The organism is Streptomyces sp. NPDC057099, assembly GCF_042671245.1.
Classification (GTDB): domain Bacteria; phylum Actinomycetota; class Actinomycetes; order Streptomycetales; family Streptomycetaceae; genus Streptomyces; species Streptomyces purpurascens.
In genome coordinates this window covers 50686-69777 of sequence record NZ_JBHUTX010000023.1, presented here as the reverse complement: position 1 = coordinate 69777, position 19092 = coordinate 50686, and the positions used below count along the sequence as shown (strand labels likewise).

Sequence of the window (19092 nt, the reverse complement as noted above, 5' to 3'; positions counted from 1 at the left end):
CAGCGGCCCGGAGAACCTCCCGTCGGCTTTCAACCGACCACCCCCAGAGTATGTTCCCACCGCGACGAGGCTCACAGCGGGGGGCTACGCCGGTGCCCCCGCCTCCGGAGCCGGCTCCCGCTGCGCCAGTTGCGGCCCCGGCGGCTCGTGCGCCGACGACGACGGCTCGGGCGTCGGCTCCGGTGACGCCGGCGGCTCGGGCGGTGTCGGCGTGGGCTCCGGTTCGGCCGTCCGGGTGGGAGTGGGCGGGGCCGGCGGCTTCGGCGTCGGCTTGGCCGGCTGCCCGGGGTTGCCGCCTCCCGGCACGGGCGCGCTCACCGCGGCGGACGGCGAGGCCTGGGGAGACGCCGACTTCCCGGGCTTGCCGCGCTCGCCCTTCGCGCCCTTCTTCCCCTTGCCGTGCCCGTGCTTGCCGTCGGCCGCGGCCGCACCGACGCCGGAGCCGCCGCCCGGCCCCGCCGGCCCGCCCTCGGGCGCCTCTCCCGCGCGCTGCCCCGCGGAGTGCGACGGCTTGGCACTCCCGCCCGCGCCGTCCTCGCCGACGCTCATGCAGCCGGCGGCAGCGGCGACGGCCACGACCGTGGCGGCCAGGCGGACGGGTACGTACAAGGGGCGCACGGGGCCACCTCCGGGAAGGGTGATGGAGTCAACACCTCCAACTCCCGCCGCCCGCAAGAGGACACGCGCCCCGCGTTCACATCACGCTCAGCCGTAGCCCAGGGCGTGAAGGCGCTCGTCGTCGATGCCGAAGTGGTGCGCGATCTCGTGCACCACGGTGACCTCCGTCTCCGCGACGACGTCCTCCCGCGACTCGCACATCCGCAGGGTCGGGTTCCGGTAGATCGTGATCCGGTCGGGCAGCACACCGGCGTACCACTCCCCCCGGTCGGTCAGCGGAGTCCCCTCGTAGAGCCCGAGCAGCTCGGGATCGTCCGCCGGCGGTTCGTCCTCGACGAACACCGCGACGTTGTCCATCAGTCGCGTCAGCTCCGGCGGGATCCGGTCGAGCGCCTCGGCGACCAGTTCCTCGAACTCCTCGCGCGTCATCTCCAGCACAGGCCCATTGTCGGCCACGACCCGGCCGTACGAGAGCCATCCGGCGTCGCATATCCGCCCCGGGACTTGGGCATACGGGATCAATGGCCCGCGTCCCCGCCGCAGTCCGGAGTGTCCTGAACCCGATCCGCAAGCCTCCGCGCGCCCTGGCCCGCCGCTATCGCTCCCGCCAGGCGCCCACCACGATCGAGCTCGTACGGCAGCCGCACCCATGGGCCCGCACAGTCGGACTCGTCGCCGTCGTCCTCCTCGGCGCCTGGCTGGGGCTGCTGGTGGTGGGCAACGTCCGGGTCCCGGTCGGCCCGATGAACACCACCATGACCCTGCGCCCCTCCTTCACCGGCGGCACCAAGATCAACGTCTCACCGCTGGGCGCCCTGGCGCTGGACAGCCACAACGCCCCCGTCCGCCTGGACGTGAACGTCGACCAGCTCGACCCGGATCGCTCCCAGGCCCTGGTCGACCACCCCGAACGGCTCTCCGGCCTCCAGGACGAGGTCACCGAAGACGTCGGCCGCGGCACCCTCGACCTGGCCGTCCGCTCCGGCGTGGCCGTCGTCGCCGGCGCCACCGCCCTCGGCCTCGCGGTCTACCGCCGCCCCCGCCGCGCCCTGGCCGCCGGCGGCCTCGCCCTCACCCTCCTCGCCGCCTCGGGCGGCACGGCCTACGCCACCTGGCGCCCCGACTCCGTCCTGGAACCCAAGTTCTCCGGCCTGCTCACCTCGGCGCCCTCCCTGGTCGGCAACGCGCGCAGCATCGTCACCGAATTCGACGTCTACCAGAAGGAATTGGCCCGCCTGGTCACCAACGTGACCAAGCTCTACGACGCCACCTCGACGCTCCCGGCCTACGCGCCCGACCCCTCCACCCTCCGGGTCCTGCACGTCTCCGACATCCATCTCAACCCGGCGAGCTGGAAGATCATCGCCTCGCTCGTGGAGCAGTACAAGGTGGACGTGATCGTCGACTCGGGCGACACGATGGACCACGGCACGGCAGCCGAGAACGGCTTCCTGGACCCCATCGAGGACCTCGGGGCCCCCTACGTCTGGGTCCGCGGCAACCACGACTCGATGCTCACCCAGGAGTATCTGGAGGACATGAAGAACGTCCATGTCCTGGACGACGGCCGGGCGAAGACGATCAAGGGCCTGCGTTTCGCGGGCATCGGCGATCCTCAGTACACGCCGGACCGCTCGAAGCAGATCGGCGCCGCCCAGTCCCAGGAACTGGCGGGCGCCCGGCTGGCCACGGCCCTGCGCGATCAGCGCGCGGCCGGCACCCCGGTGGACGTCGCCGTCGCCCACGAACCGGCGGCGGTCCGCGAGGTCGACGGCGAGGTCCCCTTGGCGCTGGCCGGCCATCTCCACCACGACGAGACGGAGGTCATGAAGTACGGCACCCGGCTCCGTATCGAGGGCTCCACCGGCGGCAGCGGTCTGCGCGCCATCGAGGGGAAGCACCCGGACCCCATCGAGGCGTCGATCCTGTACTTCGACCGGGACACCCGCCATCTCCAGGCCTGGGACGAGATCGAGCTGGGCGGCCTCGGCCTCACGACGGCCGAGGTCAGCCGCCACCTGCCGGAGGAGAACCAGCCCGGTGCGGAACCGTCCCCGAGTACCCCTACGGAGGGCACCCCGTCGGCCTCCCCCTAAACCGTTTTGGCGATAGGTCCCGGCATCCCATATGCTTCTCACGTCCCCGACGCGCTGAGAAGCGCGCAGGCGGGCCGATAGCCCTCATCGTCTAGCGGCCTAGGACGCCGCCCTTTCAAGGCGGTAGCACGGGTTCGAATCCCGTTGGGGGCACGCACCACCCTGTGCGACACTGTCGTACGACGCTTGGTCCTGTGGAGCAGTTTGGAGTGCTCGCCACCCTGTCAAGGTGGAGGCCGCGGGTTCAAATCCCGTCAGGACCGCTGAGGTTTCACGTGAAACCTCGTGGCTGGGTAGCTCAGTTGGTACGAGCGTCCGCCTGAAAAGCGGAAGGTCGCCGGTTCGACCCCGGCCCCAGCCACCGCAGCCCGTTCAGGGCATGAGCCCCTCTCCAGCATCGCCGGAGAGGGGCTCAGTCGTGTCGTGGCTCATGTCTTGGTTCACGTCGATGCCACGTCCTGCCGAGGGCCGACCCATGTGGTCAGGGCAGTCAGCAGCGCGGCGTGGTCGTGGTCGTCCGCGGCCCAGGCGATGTAGCCGTCCGGGCGGACCAGCAGCACCGCCGGGGCCTTCGCGCCGACGGCCGGGGTGACGGTGATCGTCCGGTCCTCCCAGCCCGTCACCTCGGGGAACCGGCTGACGAGCACGAAGCGGCAGGCGCGCAGGGCCTCGTACAGCCGCTTCGGGGAGCTGGTGCCGGGGCTCGGGGCGAGTTCGAGGTCGGGAGCGCGGCGGCCGGCGCTGGGGTGGGTGCCGGAGGGGGCCGGGTAGGAGATGGCGATACCCGTCGCCTTGGCCGCCAGGCGGTCGGCCACCGGGGGAATGGCGGCGGCAGCGCGTGAGAGCAGGTTCATGGCGGTGCTCAGTACGGGCGAGTGGATCAGCGCCAGCCGCATCATCCTGCCGCTGTCCCGGATCACTTCCCGCCCGATCGGGTGCCGCTCGGCCTGGTACCCGTCGAGCAGCCCCTCCGGCGCCCACCCGCGCACCACCGTCGCCAGCCGCCAGGCGAGATTGGCGGCGTCCTGCAGGCCGGTGTTCATGCCCTGACCGCCCGCCGGGGAGTGCACATGCGCGGCGTCGCCCGCGAGCAGCACCCGCCCGAGCCGGTACCGCGGCACCTGGCGCTCGTCCGTCTGGAAGCGGGACAGCCAGCGTGGGTCGTGCATGCCGAAGTCGGTCCCGAGGGCCTGGCGGGTGATCGTCCGCACCTCCTCCAGACCGAGAGGCGCCTCGACCGGCAACTGCTTGTCGCGGTCCCAGGCGACCACCCGGTGCCAGCCGTCGCCCAGCGGGGAGACGAAGGCGATCCCCTCCCGTACCGCGTTCGCCACCGGCATGGACTGCGGCACGGTCAGCCGGACATCGGCGAGCATCACCGAGCGCAGCGCGGCCCGGCCGGGGAAGGGGAACCCCAGCGCCCGGCGCACCACGCTGTTCATGCCGTCCGCGCCGACCAGGTAGGCAGCACGCCGTGTCCCCGATGTGCCGTCGGACCGGCGCACGGTCACGCTCACCCCCTCGGAGTCCTGCTCGACCCCGGTGACGTCCGCGCCGGCCACCACCTCGGCGCCGAGCGTCTCGGCACGTTTCGCCAGGACCGCCTCGGTCGCGTACTGAGGGGTCAGCAGCATGTAGGGGAAGCGGCTCGGCAGCCGCTTCAGATCGAGCTGAGCGTCCCCGATCATCTGGAGCTTGCCGATCCGGACACCGCCGGCGACGAGTTCGTCGGCGATGCCCCGGGCGTCCAGCAGTTCGAGCGTCCGGGCATGGACCGCGAAGGCGCGGGTCAGCTGCGACCTCTCGGTGCGGCGCTCGAGCACGGTGACGGAGACGCCCGCCGCGGCGAGGTCTCCGGCGAGCATCAGACCGGTGGGACCGGCACCCACGATCAGGACTTCGGTGGCTTCGGACATGGGACGGGAGGCCCTCCAATCGCGAGCGGCTGCCGTACGGCCTCACCGCCATGCAAGCGCCGCCCGAACGAGAAACGGTCAAACCTCACTCCGCACCCCTGGCGGTGGGACAAAACCGTTCGCCACGGATTTCCCGGGGATGAGATCCTGGGACCCGTATGTCTACGCACTCCGCCCCCGCCCTCGGCGCCCTCGCCCCCCGCCTGACCGAGCTGTCCCTGCGCGACGCGCACCGGCTCGGCCGCAGGCTCGAAGGTGCGCGCAAGATCCGTAAGCCGGAGGCCCAGGCCGCCGTGCTCGCCGAGATCGAGGCGGAGGTCGCCAAGGCCGAGGAGCGGATGGCCGGGCGGCGCGCCCGCGTGCCCGAGGTCACGTACCCCGAGCAGCTGCCGGTCAGCCAGAAGAAGGACACGATCGCCGACGCCATCCATGACCACCAGGTCGTGATCGTCGCCGGTGAGACCGGTTCCGGGAAGACCACGCAGATCCCGAAGATCTGCATGGAGCTCGGGCGGGGCGTCCGCGGCATGATCGGGCACACCCAGCCCCGTCGTATCGCCGCCCGCACCGTCGCCGAGCGGGTGGCGGAGGAGCTGAACACCCCGCTCGGCGAGACCGTCGGCTGGAAGGTCCGCTTCACCGACCAGGTCGACCCGGAGGCCACCTTCGTCAAGCTGATGACGGACGGCATCCTGCTCGCCGAGATCCAGACCGACCGCGAGCTGCGCGCCTACGACACGATCATCATCGACGAGGCCCACGAGCGGTCCCTCAACATCGACTTCCTGCTGGGCTACCTCGCCCAGCTGCTGCCGAAGCGGCCCGACCTCAAGGTCGTCATCACCTCGGCCACCATCGACCCCGAGCGCTTCTCCCGGCACTTCGGCGACGCCCCGATCATCGAGGTCAGCGGCCGTACGTACCCCGTGGAGGTGCGCTACCGGCCGCTCCTCGAAGAGGACTCCGACGACGCCGACCGCGACCAGATCACCGCGATCACCGACGCCGTGGAGGAACTCCAGAAGGAGGGCAAGGGCGACATCCTCGTCTTCCTCTCCGGCGAGCGGGAGATCCGGGACACGGCCGACGCGCTCACGAAGAAGCAGTACAGATTCACCGAGATCCTGCCCCTCTACGCCCGGCTGTCGCACGCCGAGCAGCACCGCGTCTTCCAGCCGCACACCGGACGCAGGATCGTTCTGGCCACCAACGTCGCCGAGACCTCCCTCACCGTCCCGGGCATCAAGTACGTCATCGACCCGGGCTTCGCGCGGATCTCCCGCTACAGCCACCGCACCAAGGTCCAGCGCCTGCCGATCGAGCCGGTCTCCCAGGCCAGCGCCAACCAGCGCAAGGGCCGCTGCGGCCGTACGTCCGACGGCATCTGCATCCGCCTCTACGCCGAGGACGACTTCGACGCCCGCCCGGAGTTCACGGACGCGGAGATCCTCCGTACGAACCTCGCCTCCGTCATCCTGCAGATGACCGCGGCCGGCCTCGGCGACATCGAGAAGTTCCCCTTCATCGACCCGCCGGACCACCGCAACATCCGCGACGGCGTGCAGCTCCTCCAGGAGCTGGGCGCCTTCGACCCGGCCCAGAAGGACATCCGCAAGCGGCTCACGCAGACCGGCCGCAAGCTCGCCCAGCTGCCGGTCGACCCGCGGCTGGCCCGCATGGTGCTGGAGGCCGACCGGAACGGCTGTGTCCGCGAGGTCATGGTCATAGCCGCCGCGCTGTCCATCCAGGATCCGCGCGAGCGGCCCGCCGACAAACAGGCGCAGGCCGACCAGCAGCACGCCCGCTTCAAGGACGAGACCAGCGACTTCCTGGCCTTCCTCAACCTCTGGCGCTATGTCCGCGAGCAGCAGAAGGAGCGGGGCTCGTCCTCCTTCCGCCGGATGTGCAAGCAGGAGTACCTCAACTTCCTTCGCATCCGCGAATGGCAGGACATCTACTCGCAGTTGCGCACGGTCGCCAAGCAGATGGGCATCCACCTCAACGAGGACGACGCCCCGGACGACCGCATCCACGTCTCCCTCCTCGCGGGCCTGCTCTCCCACGTCGGCATGAAGGACGTGAAGGAGACCGGAGGGGAGGGCGGGCGAAGCACGGGGAAGAACGAGTACCTGGGCGCCCGCAACGCCAAGTTCGCGGTCTTCCCGGGCTCGGCCCTCTTCAAGAAGCCCCCGCGCTTCGTGATGTCCGCCGAACTCGTCGAGACGTCCCGCCTCTGGGCCCGCGTCAACGCCAAGATCGAGCCCGAGTGGGTCGAACCCCTCGCCGCCCACCTCCTCAAGCGCACCTACAGCGAGCCGCACTGGGAGAAGGACCAGGCCGCGGTGATGGCGTACGAGAAGGTCACGCTGTACGGCGTGCCGATCGTGGCGCAGCGGAAGGTCAACTACGGCCGGATCGACCCGGAGGTCAGCCGCGAGCTGTTCATCCGGAACGCGCTCGTCGAGGGCGACTGGCGCACGCACCACAAGTTCTTCTCGGACAACCGCCGCCTCCTCACCGAGGTGGAGGAGCTGGAGCACCGGGCCCGGCGCCGGGACATCCTCGTCGACGACGAGACGCTGTTCGACTTCTACGACCAGAAGATCCCCGAACACGTCGTCTCCGGCGCCCACTTCGACTCCTGGTGGAAGCACAAGCGCCACGAGCAGCCCGACTTCCTCGACTTCGAGCGCGAGATGCTCATCAATGAGAAGGCGAGCGAGGTCAGCAAGGCCGACTACCCGGACTCCTGGCGCCAGGGGAACCTCAAGTTCCGTGTGACCTACCAGTTCGAGCCGGGCGCGGACGCCGACGGCGTGACCGTCCACATCCCGCTCCAGGTCCTCAACCAGGTCACGGACGAGGGCTTCGACTGGCAGATCCCGGGCCTGCGGGAGGAGGTGGTCACGGAGCTGATCCGGTCCCTGCCGAAGCCGATCCGCCGCCACTACGTCCCCGCGCCGAACCACGCGCAGGCGTTCCTGGACAGCGCGGTGCCGCTCCAGGAGCCCCTCACGACGACGATGGCCCGCGAGCTGCGGCGCAAGGTCGGCGTGCCCTTCGAGGCGGACGACTTCGACTGGTCCAAGGTCCCCGATCACCTCAAGATCACGTTCCGGATCGTCGACGAGCGGCGTCGCAAGCTCGCGGAGGACAAGGACCTGGAGGCGCTGCAGCTGCAGCTGCGGCCGAAGGCCCGCAAGGCCCTCTCCCAGGCCGCGGCGGCCACCGCGGAGCGCCAGGGCGGCGAGTCCCTGGAGCGCAAGGGCCTCACCGACTGGACGATCGGCACGCTCACCCGCGTCTTCGAGACCCGGCGGGCCGGCCAGCCGGTGAAGGCGTACCCGGCGCTGGTCGACGACGGCGACACGGTCTCCGTACGCCTCTTCGACACGGAGGCCGAGCAGGCGCAGGCCATGTGGAAGGGCACGCGCCGCCTGATCCTCCGCAACATTCCGGTGAACCCGGCGAAGTTCGCCTCCGAGAAGCTGACGAACGCGCAGAAGCTGGCGCTGTCCGCGAACCCGCACGGCTCCATCCAGGGCCTGTTCGACGACTGCGCGATGGCGGCCGCCGACAAGCTGATCGGGGACTTCGGCGGGCCGGCGTGGGACGAGGAGTCGTACCGGAAGCTGTACGACAAGGTCCGCGCGGAGATCGTCGACACCACGGTTCGTACGGTGGGCCAGGTGCAGCAGGTCCTGGCCGCCTGGCAGGCCTGTGAGCGCCGTCTGAAGGGCGTACGCAGCCCCGCACTGCTGCCGAACCTCCAGGACGTGCGCAAGCAGCTGGACGCCCTCGTGAAGCCGGGCTTCGTGACGGAGTCGGGGCTGCGGCGCCAGGCGGACCTGATGCGCTATCTGGTGGCGGCGGACCGGCGTCTGCAGCAGATGCCGGCGAACGTCCAGCGGGACACGACGCGGATGCAGAAGGTCCACGAGATGCAGGACGAGTACGCCTGGCTGCTGGAGCAGATGCCGCAGGGCCGGCCCGTCCCGTCGTCGGTCCTGGACATCCGCTGGATGATCGAGGAGCTCCGGGTCAGCTACTTCGCCCATGCGCTGGGCACGGCGTACCCCGTCTCCGACAAGCGGATCGTCAAGGCGATCGACGCCGCTGTCCCGTAATCGCCCGTGCACGTGGGGTGAGTTCGCGCGGGGCCCCACCCCTCCTGTACAGTCTCTTCTCGCAGCGCAACGCACGAATCGCGCCGCGAAACCTGGTCCTGTGGAGCAGTTTGGAGTGCTCGCCACCCTGTCAAGGTGGAGGCCGCGGGTTCAAATCCCGTCAGGACCGCAATACAAGAGCCCGGATCTTCGGATCCGGGCTCTTTTGCGTGCCCTGACTCCCCCACGCCGTCTTGACGGCCCCTCGTTCGCTCGGTACCCAGAAACCAGGGACGTTCCCCGTGCGGCCCTCTGGAGGTGGCGTATGGCGGCATCGGTCAGGCACGAGACGCGGGCGCTGCTCCGCGCGCATCTGTCGGCCGCGTCGTCGTACCGGCACCTCACGCGTCACTGCCCGATCTGCCACCGGCTGCTGCGGCTGGCGATGGAGTCCGCTCCGGGCCGGCCCCAACACCCGTCCGAGCGTGGGGTGCTGGAGCCGACGGCTCCACTACCGCACCGGCGTCAGGGCTAACAAGCCGATTGGTATGTGACGGGTGTCACCGCATGAGTTTTAGAAAGTGCGGTACTTACACCCCACCTACAACAGGTCAATTTAATATGTGCAATTGCACCCTGCCCGGGGCCCCGCGCACGGCAGATCCGACACCCCTCCTCAGACTCCGACAAGGCCGCTCACAGCAGGCCCGACAGACCGACGGTGGGCGCACAAAAAAGATCGCGCTGGACCCGGCGGAGTCCAACGCGATCTACGACGCACCCTGTTACATGCCTGCGAAGCTCTGACTGGCTTGGGCGTGGGGCCTGTTGGGGCAGGACCCGCGTCGCTTGGAGCTAGGGTTCCGGACGCCGCGGCCAGTGGGGGACCAGCCGGTTTGTCCGGTATTCAATTGTTCAGGCCTCGCTGCGCTGCTGCGGAATGCCCGCGAGCAGAGCGCGGACCTCAGCCTCGCGGTAGCGCCGATGCCCGCCGAGCGTGCGGATCGACGTGAGCTTGCCGGCCTTCGCCCACCGCGTGACCGTCTTCGGGTCCACACGGAACATGGTGGCGACCTCAGCCGGGGTCAGCAGCGGCTCGGCATCAGGGGTGCGAGCGGTCATGAGCGGCCTCCTCGGGAGAACCGAACCTTCTCGGTTCTTTCCTCTAAATTCTGCACCTTGACCCGCGTTGCCCGAAATGGCGGACGCGAGTCGAGTCGGTTATAGGACGAACGGCTTGTCCTCGGCACTACAACTACACCATCCGTCCAGCCTCGTCGGCCAAACCGATGGAATTGCCCCTCCAGGTGTTCATCAGCGACGGAAGCCGATGGACCATGCCATAGCGGACAGTCACGCCGCTGTGACGATCAGTCACAGCGGCGATCAGGAGTCACGAGACCCCCCAAAGCGTGTAATGCTGAGATTCCGCCCATAGTGCAGCACTACGGGACGGAAGGAGCCCCCCGGACTCCTTGTCCTATTTTGGCATGAGGAGGGGCAAGGGGCGCAAGAGCCACGTACGTGTAGTCCGTCACGCTTGGCCTACTTGAGAGGTACGCCCGGATCGGGCCCTACGTCCCTTGGTGACGAAGCCTCAGGTAACGCACAGTCCGCTTCAGGAACTCGATGCGAGAGGACAAAACCTCAAATCGGGCGGTTCGTCAAACGTCAGTTCGTGATCGACCGCAAGCCGTCCGTAGGGATCTCAAGGTCAGAGGTCAGTTGGCCGACCGCAGATCACGTACGGAACGCCACCGCTCCACCAGCCGCCCGTACGCCACCCCCGCGGCCGTCCCGTCGCCCCGGCGCAGCGCGGCGATGCCCTCGGCCACGTCCGCCGCCGAGTGGTCGTCCTCCAGCGCCCCGGCCGGCACGGCGTGCACCAGCCCGCCGTAGTCCAGCTCCACGAGCGAGCGCGGGTGGAACTCCTCTAGCCAGCGTCCGACGTCCACCAGGCCGTCGATCAGCGGCCCCTCGTCCATGGCCTCCTTCAGGGCCCGCAGGCCCCGGGCCACGCGCCGCCGGGCCTGGACCATCGGCGTGCGGTAGCGCAGCACCGGCGGACTGTCGACCGAGGCCCCCTTGTCGTACTCGCGCTCCTCGTCGGAGACCAGCACGAACCAGTTGATCGGCACCTGCCAGGTCGCCGTACGGATCCACGGCCGGGCGTCCGGGTTGATCGCGAGCCAGCGCTCGTAGTCCTGGGTGGCCTGGTCCCGCAGGAAGGGCGGCAGGACCACGTCCAGGACGGGCTGCGGGAGCTCCTCGGAGAGCTCGTCCAGGGCCTGCCAGCCTCGCAGCCGGGTGCGCCAGGGGCAGACGCAGACGACGCCGTCGACATCGAGCACGAAGGCGTCCTCGCTCTCGTGCACCGGCACCGGGACGGGCGGGGTGGGCGCCAAGTCGGCCAGGGCGCGTCGGAGTTCGTCCTGGTACGAGGGACGGTCCGTACGACATGCGTAGCGGGCCCAGTGGCTGCGCTCCGGCTCGGCGAAGGCGGCCAGCGGTTCGTACACGCGCAGGTAGGTCGCGTAGGGGACGATCACCGAGGACACCTTGGGCACGCCTGCTCCCTCCCCCGCGCTCCGTCGCGAAAACCTGCCGAACCCACTCACGAACGCACGGGAAGACTATGCAAATCGTCGCACGGCTGTACTCCGCACGGAGGGGATCCTGTGCACGGTGCCTCCGACGGGCGCACCAGGCTCTAATCTCATGCTCAACAGCTCCCGCCACCCACACGGGAGCCCAGCCCCACCCGCCGCAACTTACTCAGGAGTCACCACAGTGACCGACGTAGCCGGCGCGCCTGCTGATGTACTGCACACCCTGTTCCACTCGGACCAGGGGGGTCATGAGCAAGTCGTGCTCTGCCAGGACCGCGCGAGCGGCCTCAAGGCCGTCATCGCCCTCCACTCCACCGCCCTGGGCCCCGCGCTCGGCGGTACGCGCTTCTACCCGTACGCGACCGAGGCGGAGGCCGTCGCCGACGCGCTCAACCTCGCGCGCGGGATGTCGTACAAGAACGCCATGGCCGGTCTCGACCACGGCGGCGGCAAGGCCGTGATCATCGGCGACCCGGAGCGGATCAAGAGCGAGGAGCTGCTCCTCGCCTACGGCCGCTTCGTGGCCTCCCTCGGCGGCCGCTACGTCACCGCCTGCGACGTCGGTACGTATGTCGCCGACATGGACGTCGTGGCCCGCGAGTGCCGCTGGACCACCGGCCGCTCCCCCGAGAACGGCGGCGCGGGGGACTCCTCCGTCCTCACCGCCTACGGCGTCTACCAGGGCATGCGCGCCTCCGCCCAGCACCTGTGGGGCGACCCGACGCTGCGCGCGAAGCGGGTCGGCATCGCCGGTGTCGGCAAGGTCGGCCACCACCTGGTGGAGCACCTGGTGAAGGAGGGCGCCGAGGTGTTCGTCACGGACGTGCGCGAGGACGCCGTGCGGCGGATCACCGAGCGGCACCGGGACGTGATCGCCGTCAAGGACACCGACGAGCTGATCCGGGTCGACGGGCTGGGCATCTACGCCCCCTGCGCGCTGGGCGGCGCCCTGAACGACGACACCGTGCCCGTGCTCACCGCCGAGGTGGTCTGCGGCGCCGCCAACAACCAGCTCGCCCACCCGGGTGTGGAGAAGGACCTCGCCGACCGCGGAATCCTCTACGCGCCGGACTACGTGGTGAACGCCGGCGGTGTCATCCAGGTGGCCGACGAGCTGCACGGCTTCGACTTCGAGCGGTGCAAGGCGCAGGCGGCGAAGATCTACGACACGACGCTGGCCATATTCGCACGTGCGAAGGAGGACGGCATTCCGCCGGCCGCCGCGGCCGACCGGATCGCCGAGCAGCGGATGCACGACGCGGCCATGGCGCGCCGGGCGCGCTGAACCGGAGCGGATACGGGACTGACCCGGAGGCGTCTCGTACGTTTGACCGGTACCCGTCGGTGGGCAGTTAGAGAGAACTCTCACTTCTACCGGCGGGTCGACCGCCGATAAGTGGTTAAAATCGCGGTTGACCAGCGAGGACGGGGCGCCTCGAGGGTCCTGGGCGCGGGCACGTCATGCGGGCGACGTACCGTATGGGCGCGGGCTCAGGTACCGTGGAAGCCCTACGGACACGGTCTCTCTGCGGAGAGTCCGTGCCGGACCATGAACGCGTGTCAAGACTCTGGGGCCGTCGAGCCCCGTCGTTGAGGGGGTCGAGCCATGGGGCGCGGCCGGGCCAAGGCCAAGCAGACGAAGGTCGCCCGCCAGCTGAAGTACAACAGCGGTGGGACTGACCTCTCACGCCTGGCCGAGGAGCTGGGTGCATCGCCTTCACATCCGCAGCCGCCTAACGGCGAGCCGGTGGTCGAAGACGATGATCAGGATGAGGACCTGTACGCACGGTACGCCGACCTCTATGAGGACGACGACGAGGACGAGGACGACCAGTCCTCACAACACCGTCGCGGCGCTTGACCCTGCACTGAGCACTCACCCGGTCGGTGACTCCGGTCACCGACCGGGTTCTGTGCTGCCCGCAGGGTCATGACCCCCGTGCCTCAGCTCGCGTAGTCACCGATCAGGGCGGCGCCGGTGGTGTGCTCGCCCCGGTCCGTGATCTCCCCTGCCACCCAGGCGTCCACGCCGCGGTCGGCCAGGGTCGTCAGGGCCACGTCCGTGGACTCCTGCGGCACGATCGCGATCATGCCCACGCCCATGTTCAGGGTCTTCTCCAGCTCCAGGCGCTCGACCTGACCCGTCCGGCCGACGAGGTCGAAGATCGGGGCCGGGGCCCAGGTGGAGCGGTCCACGATCGCGTGCAGGCCGTCCGGGATCACCCGAGCGAGGTTGGCCGCGAGTCCGCCGCCGGTGATGTGGCTGAAGGCGTGCACCTCGGTGGTGCGCATCAGGGCCAGACAGTCCAGCGAGTAGATCTTCGTCGGCTCCAGCAGCTCCTCTCCGAGGGTGCGGCCGAGCTCGTCGATGTGGGCGTCCAGCGCGAGGCCCGCCTGGTTCAGCAGGACGTGGCGGACGAGGGAGTACCCGTTCGAGTGAAGACCGGAGGACGCCATGGCGATCACCGCGTCACCCGTACGGATACGATCCGCGCCGAGCAGCCGGTCGGCCTCCACGACACCCGTACCGGCGCCGGCGACGTCGAAGTCGTCCTCGCCGAGCAGGCCCGGGTGCTCGGCGGTCTCGCCGCCGACCAGGGCGCAGCCGGCGAGCACACAGCCCTCGGCGATGCCCTTGACGATGGCGGCGACGCGCTCGGGGTGGACCTTGCCGACGCAGATGTAGTCGGTCATGAACAGCGGCTCGGCGCCGCAGACCACGATGTCGTCCATGACCATGGCGACCAGGTCGTGGCCGATGCTGTCGTAGACGCCCAGCTGGCGGGCGATGTCGACCTTGGTGCCGACGCCGTCCGTGGCGGAGGCCAGCAGGGGACGCTCGTAGTTCTTCAGGGCGGAGGCGTCGAAGAGGCCGGCGAAGCCGCCGAGGCCGCCGAGGACCTCGGGGCGCTGCGCCTTCTTCACCCACTCCTTCATGAGGTCTACGGCGCGGTCGCCGGCTTCGATGTCGACACCTGCTGTTTTGTAAGAAGCAGATGCAGGGCTGGCGCCGCCCTCGGCACTGTGGGTCTCAGACATGGCTGTGAGAGCTTTCGTGTCGTACGGCAGGTGATACGGGCTGACTACGGGCGGCGGATCGCGTCGGCGGCGGCCGTGGCGGCCGGGCCGGCGGCCAGCTCGGTCTCGAGGAGCTGCTTGCCGAGCAGTTCGGGGTCCGGGAGCTCCATCGGGTACTCGCCGTCGAAGCAGGCGCGGCACAGGTTCGGCTTGGCGATGGTGGTCGCCTCGATCATGCCGTCGATGGAGATGTACGCCAGGGAGTCGGCGCCCATCGAGGTGCCGATCTCGTCGACGGTCATGCCGTTGGCGATGAGCTCGGCGCGGGTGGCGAAGTCGATGCCGAAGAAGCAGGGCCACTTCACGGGCGGCGAGGAGATCCGGATGTGGACCTCGGCGGCGCCCGCCTCGCGGAGCATGCGGACCAGGGCCCGCTGCGTGTTGCCGCGCACGATCGAGTCGTCGACGACGACCAGGCGCTTGCCCTTGATGACTTCCTTCAGCGGGTTCAGCTTCAGGCGGATGCCCAGCTGGCGGATGGTCTGCGAGGGCTGGATGAACGTACGCCCGACGTAGGCGTTCTTCACCAGGCCGGCGCCGAAGGGGATGCCGGACGCCTCCGCGTAGCCGATGGCGGCGGGGGTGCCGGACTCCGGGGTCGCTATGACGAGGTCGGCCTCGGCCGGGGCTTCCTCGGCGAGCTTGCGGCCCATCTCCACCCGGGAGAGGTAGACGTTCCGCCCGGCGATGTCGGTGTCCGGGCGGGCCAGGTACACATACTCGAAGACGCAGCCCTTGGGCTTCGCATCCGCGAATCGGGAGGACCGCAGGCCGTTCTCGTCGATGGCGACGAACTCGCCCGGCTCGATCTCGCGGACATAGCTGGCGCCGCAGATGTCGAGGGCCGCGGACTCGGAGGCCACGACCCAGCCGCGCTCCAGGCGGCCGAGGACCAGCGGGCGGATGCCCTGCGGGTCGCGGCCCGCGTACAGCGTGTGCTCGTCCATGAAGACGAGGGAGAAGGCGCCCTTGACCTGCGGGAGGACACGATGGGCCGCGTCCTCGATGGTCAGCGGCTTGCCGTCCTCGTCGACCTGGGCCGCGAGGAGCGCGGTGAGCAGGTCGGTGTCGTTGGTCGCCGCGACGCGCGGGGTGCGGCCGCCCTCCTGCTTGGGCAGGTCGGCGACCATCTCGGCGAGCTGGGCGGTGTTGACCAGGTTGCCGTTGTGGCCGAGCGCGATGGAGCCGTGCCCGGTGGCACGGAACGTCGGCTGGGCGTTCTCCCACACGGAGGCACCGGTGGTCGAGTAGCGGGCGTGTCCGACCGCGATGTGTCCCTGGAGCGAGCCGAGGGAGGTTTCGTCGAAGACCTGGGAGACCAGGCCCATGTCCTTGAAGACAAGGATCTGAGAGCCGTTGCTGACCGCGATTCCCGCGGATTCCTGGCCTCGATGCTGGAGGGCGTAGAGCCCGAAGTACGTGAGCTTGGCGACCTCTTCGCCCGGAGCCCAGACACCGAAGACGCCACAAGCGTCCTGGGGGCCCTTCTCACCGGGGAGCAGGTCGTGGTTGAGTCGTCCGTCACCACGTGGCACGCCACCGAGTGTAGGCGAGGTCGACCACTGGTCCGAATTGGGGATTCCGGACTTTTTGGTGGATCACCGTTCGGCGACGGCTCGCACACTCGTACCGTTTTCGCTGGTCAGCGTAAGAGTCTGGTGATCGACTCCGTACTTCAGCTTCCCGTCGAAAAGACGGAGCAGGGTCTTCTCGCCGGTCATGAGTGAGTCTTCGCACATCATTCGGGTCGTGGCCGGAGGGCCCAGGGTGATATGGCCGTCGCGCACGGTGGCCTTGGCGTTCACCTTGTTGCAGCCGAGGCTTCCGGAGACGGTGCCCTTCTTCTGGTCGAAGGTGAGATGGGCGCGGCCGTCGGCCGACTCCGGGGTGGTGACGGTCCACTTGGTGCCGCTCAGCTCGGCGTCCTCGGCCTTGGTGAGACGGACGGTGTCGCCCTTGTCGGTGGTGAGGGTGAGGCGGTCGCCGTCCACCTTCGCCTCGAACTCCTGGTCGGAGAGGGTGCGGGCGAGGGTCTCCTCGAAGGCCATGGGCTTGTTCTCGCAGGCCATCTCCGTGGCCATGGTCTTGCTGAGCCGGACGCGGTCGCCGTCGACGGTGGCGTCGGCGCCGAAGTTGTTGCAGCCGAAGCTGCCCTCGGCCCGGCCCTTGTCGATGGTCACGTGGGCGCCGGTGGGTGCCTTCTGGGTCTTGCCGTCGGCGGTGACGCTGTCCACGCTCCACCGCATGCCGGTCATCGCCGGCTTGTCGGCACCGACCGAACCGCTGCCGCTGTCCGCCTTCTCACTGCCGCAGGCCGCCATGAGCGGGACGAGCATGGCGGCGGCCGTCAGGGTCATGCGCTGCTTCTGCCTGTCCATGCCACTTCGACGGGGCAACCGGGGGGATCGGTTCCCCTCAGCTCATCACGGGCAGGTACGCGTCGAGGTCGGCCCGCTCGCCGCTCGCGCTGACGTGGGCGTCCTGGAGCGCCTGCTTCCAGGTCAGCCGCCCGGTCGCCAGCCGGATCCAGGTCAGCGGATCCGTCTCGACGACGTTGGGCGGGGTGCCCCGGGTGTGCCTGGGCCCCTCCACGCACTGCACGACCGCGTACGGCGGCACCCGCACCTCGGTCGAGCCGCCGGGCGCCTTCGCGGCGAGCGCGTCGGCGAGCAGCCGGGTGCAGGCGGCCAGGGCCTGACGGTCGTAGGGGATGTCCAGGCCGGGGACGGCGGCGTTGAGGTCGTCGGTGTGGACGACGAGTTCGACGGTGCGCGTGACGACGTAGTCGGCGAGGGGCAGGGCGCCCGCGCTGGTGGGGAGGAGCCGGCCGGCGGGGTGGGCGTCGAGGTTCGCCGTGAAGCGGTGCTCGGCGTCGGCGAGGTGGGTGTCGAGGTCCGGGTGCTCCTCGGCGACGCGGCGGGCGGTGTCGGCGATGGCGGGGGCGTCCTCGGCTATGGCGAACGGCCAGTCGAGCAGCCGCCCGTCCTGCCGCGCGGGCTCGGGCTCCGCGAGCAGCCGGTCCACGGCGTCAAGGGCCATGGCGCAGTGCGCGGCCAGTTCGCGCACGGTCCAGTCGCCGAGGCGCGTGGGCAGACCGAGCTGTTCGGGGCCGAGGGTACCCACGGCCCGGCGTATGTTCCCGAACTGGGCGAGCACGGCGGCTCGGGTCTTGGCGGGGTCGTACGCGCGGGGGCGCTTCTTGGCCGGGGGCATGGGGGTCAGACTAAGCGGGGGCTGTGACAGTCGGGGGTGCCTCGAAGGTCTGACCGTTGCCGGGCACGCCGAGGCCGGTCCAGGTGAAGGGGACGCCCCGGGCCGCGTCCGGGTCGGGGCCGTCCATCAGCTGGAAGTGCAGGTGCGGCTCGGAGGAGTTGCCGGAGTTGCCGCAGCGGGCGAGGGGTTGTCCGGCCTGGACGCGGTCGCCCTCGCGGACGGCGAGGGAGCCGCGCTGGAGGTGGGCGTAGGCGGCGTAGGTGCCGTTGCCGAGGTCGAGGACGATGTGGTTGCCGAGGATGCGGCGGACTCCGGACATCTCTCGTACCGAGCCTTCGATGAGCATCAGGTACACCAGCCCGAGCAGTGAGTTGCGGCTCAGGTGGTCGCGCTGCCCGTCGGCGGCCCGTACGACCGTGGCGTCGGCGACCGCGAGGATCTCGGCGCCGAAGGCCGGGAAGTCCTGCGGGCGGCGGGCGAGCGGCCACAGCCAGCGGAAGGCGGGGCGGGAGCCCGGCTCGGGCTCGGCGAGGATGTCGATGGCGTACGTCTGCCCGTGGGCGTGGATCCCGTGGCTCGGGGTGCGGTCGGCCGGGCTGTTCAGCGCGGACCAGCGGCCGGTCACGGGCGGGGCGACGTCGAGGGGCTCCCGGGCCCGGCGCGTGCTGTCCGGGGCGCCGCCCCACCGGTGGGCGACGTTGACGACGGCGTACGCGAGGAGCAGCAGCAGGCAGTTCCAGAGGATGGGATAGTCCCATCCGAAGCAGATGTGGGCGATCACCAGGCCGATGAAGGCCAACTGGAGGCCCTGGAAGGCCACCATGCCGAGCTTGTGTACGGACATCTCGTCCCCCGTTTCGTCTTCTTCGCCGCTATGGCCTGGCCGTCGCCACCGCCACCAGCAGCGGTACGACGCGCTGGGCCGGCACCTCGTAGCGGCCCCGGCCGGTGGTGTGCAGCCAGCCGGTGGCGGTGAGCTGGCGCAGGTGGTGGTAGATCTGGCCGGTCGTGCCGACCTCGTCCAGCTCGGCGAGTTCGGCCGCGGTGCGCGTGCCGCCGAGGATCTCGCGGAGCAGCCGGAGCCGGACCGGGTGGCCCAGCGCCGCGAACGACTCGGCGGCCGCCGTCCAGTCCCCTTCCAGCAGCCCCTCCGTCAGGGCCCCCATCTGCCACGCGTACGGCTCACCCGTCGGCAGGCGCACGGAGCCGGTGTAGAGAACACCTCCGTCATCCGCCCCCAGCTCGGCCAGCTGGTCCTTCAGTCCGTTCAGGGCCCAGAAGTCACTCTCGTCGAGTCGGGGTCCGGCGCGGTGGGCACCTTCCAGGGCCGCCAGGCGGCGCTCCAGGTCGGCTACGCGTGCTTCTAGTTCCACTCCCCAGATATTACGGAACTACGTAATTACGCGCAAGCATCTTTGAGACAACGCCGAAGCCCCCGCCCGGCGGACCGGGCGGG

Annotated in this window: 16 protein-coding genes and 4 tRNA genes; 9 read left to right on the top strand and 11 right to left on the bottom strand. The window is 69.9% G+C overall.

The annotated features are described in order from the left end of the window. Positions 1–84: 84 nt before the first annotated feature. Both ACFT4A_RS25710 and ACFT4A_RS25705 read right to left on the bottom strand, forming a co-directional pair. The gene (locus ACFT4A_RS25710) at positions 85–618 is read right to left on the bottom strand and encodes a hypothetical protein (RefSeq protein ID WP_382833916.1); all 534 of its coding nucleotides are present in this window, start codon (positions 616–618) and stop codon (positions 85–87) included. Positions 619–705: 87 nt separating this feature from the next. Then, complete coding sequence (locus ACFT4A_RS25705; protein ID WP_184593542.1) at positions 706–1056, bottom strand: metallopeptidase family protein; 351 nt, start codon at positions 1054–1056, stop codon at positions 706–708. 83 nt (positions 1057–1139) lie between these two features. On the opposite strand from ACFT4A_RS25705, the gene ACFT4A_RS25700 reads away from it, so the two are divergent. From ACFT4A_RS25700 to ACFT4A_RS25685, 4 genes are all read left to right on the top strand, one after another. Further along, positions 1140–2714 (top strand): metallophosphoesterase, encoded by a 1575-nt coding sequence (locus tag ACFT4A_RS25700; RefSeq protein WP_382833912.1) that lies wholly within the window; start codon positions 1140–1142, stop codon positions 2712–2714. A gap of 80 nt (positions 2715–2794) precedes the next feature. After that, a tRNA-Glu gene (locus ACFT4A_RS25695) sits at positions 2795–2867 on the top strand. A gap of 35 nt (positions 2868–2902) precedes the next feature. After that, a tRNA-Asp gene (locus tag ACFT4A_RS25690) sits at positions 2903–2977 on the top strand. Positions 2978–3001: 24 nt separating this feature from the next. Then, positions 3002–3075, top strand: a tRNA-Phe gene (locus tag ACFT4A_RS25685). Positions 3076–3154: 79 nt separating this feature from the next. Here the strand turns inward: ACFT4A_RS25685 and ACFT4A_RS25680 are convergent. Beyond that, positions 3155–4630 (bottom strand): FAD-dependent monooxygenase, encoded by a 1476-nt coding sequence (locus tag ACFT4A_RS25680; protein WP_382833909.1) that lies wholly within the window; start codon positions 4628–4630, stop codon positions 3155–3157. A 158-nt stretch (positions 4631–4788) separates the two neighbouring features. On the opposite strand from ACFT4A_RS25680, the gene hrpA reads away from it, so the two are divergent. The 3 genes from hrpA to ACFT4A_RS25665 all read left to right on the top strand — a co-directional run bounded on the left by hrpA (position 4789) and on the right by ACFT4A_RS25665 (position 9271). Continuing rightward, positions 4789–8757, top strand: a complete 3969-nt coding sequence (hrpA, locus tag ACFT4A_RS25675) for an ATP-dependent RNA helicase HrpA (protein ID WP_382833906.1) — start codon at positions 4789–4791, stop codon at positions 8755–8757. Between the two features lie 94 nt (positions 8758–8851). Further along, a tRNA-Asp gene (locus ACFT4A_RS25670) sits at positions 8852–8926 on the top strand. A 135-nt stretch (positions 8927–9061) separates the two neighbouring features. Continuing rightward, positions 9062–9271, top strand: a complete 210-nt coding sequence (locus tag ACFT4A_RS25665) for a DUF6274 family protein (protein WP_382833903.1) — start codon at positions 9062–9064, stop codon at positions 9269–9271. A 380-nt stretch (positions 9272–9651) separates the two neighbouring features. On the opposite strand, the gene bldC is transcribed toward ACFT4A_RS25665, so the two are convergent. Further along, positions 9652–9858 (bottom strand): developmental transcriptional regulator BldC, encoded by a 207-nt coding sequence (bldC, locus tag ACFT4A_RS25660; protein WP_003949541.1) that lies wholly within the window; start codon positions 9856–9858, stop codon positions 9652–9654. Positions 9859–10457: 599 nt separating this feature from the next. Beyond that, positions 10458–11303 carry a hypothetical protein gene (locus ACFT4A_RS25655; RefSeq protein WP_382833900.1) on the bottom strand — a complete coding sequence of 282 codons (846 nt, stop codon included), beginning with the start codon at positions 11301–11303 and terminating at the stop codon, positions 10458–10460. 223 nt (positions 11304–11526) lie between these two features. On the opposite strand from ACFT4A_RS25655, the gene ACFT4A_RS25650 reads away from it, so the two are divergent. Further along, on the top strand, positions 11527–12630 hold the full coding sequence (locus ACFT4A_RS25650; protein ID WP_382833897.1) for a Leu/Phe/Val dehydrogenase: 1104 nt from the start codon (positions 11527–11529) through the stop codon (positions 12628–12630). A gap of 321 nt (positions 12631–12951) precedes the next feature. Beyond that, positions 12952–13206 (top strand): DUF3073 domain-containing protein, encoded by a 255-nt coding sequence (locus ACFT4A_RS25645; RefSeq protein ID WP_184593562.1) that lies wholly within the window; start codon positions 12952–12954, stop codon positions 13204–13206. An 83-nt stretch (positions 13207–13289) separates the two neighbouring features. Here the strand turns inward: ACFT4A_RS25645 and purM are convergent, their stop codons facing one another. The 6 genes from purM to ACFT4A_RS25615 form a co-directional block, all read right to left on the bottom strand. After that, positions 13290–14384, bottom strand: a complete 1095-nt coding sequence (purM, locus tag ACFT4A_RS25640; RefSeq protein ID WP_382833894.1) for a phosphoribosylformylglycinamidine cyclo-ligase — start codon at positions 14382–14384, stop codon at positions 13290–13292. A 44-nt stretch (positions 14385–14428) separates the two neighbouring features. Then, a complete protein-coding gene (purF, locus tag ACFT4A_RS25635) occupies positions 14429–15958 on the bottom strand; it encodes an amidophosphoribosyltransferase (protein ID WP_382833891.1) in 1530 nt (509 codons plus the stop codon). A gap of 63 nt (positions 15959–16021) precedes the next feature. Then, entirely contained in the window at positions 16022–16801 is a 780-nt protein-coding gene (locus tag ACFT4A_RS25630; RefSeq protein ID WP_382833888.1) for an META domain-containing protein, read from the bottom strand. A 37-nt stretch (positions 16802–16838) separates the two neighbouring features. Beyond that, positions 16839–17636 (bottom strand): sterol carrier family protein, encoded by a 798-nt coding sequence (locus ACFT4A_RS25625; protein ID WP_382833886.1) that lies wholly within the window; start codon positions 17634–17636, stop codon positions 16839–16841. Positions 17637–17646: 10 nt separating this feature from the next. After that, the gene (locus tag ACFT4A_RS25620; protein WP_382833883.1) at positions 17647–18480 is read right to left on the bottom strand and encodes a M23 family metallopeptidase; all 834 of its coding nucleotides are present in this window, start codon (positions 18478–18480) and stop codon (positions 17647–17649) included. 28 nt (positions 18481–18508) lie between these two features. After that, positions 18509–19009 (bottom strand): ArsR/SmtB family transcription factor, encoded by a 501-nt coding sequence (locus ACFT4A_RS25615; RefSeq protein WP_382833880.1) that lies wholly within the window; start codon positions 19007–19009, stop codon positions 18509–18511. Between the last annotated feature and the right edge of the window lie 83 nt (positions 19010–19092).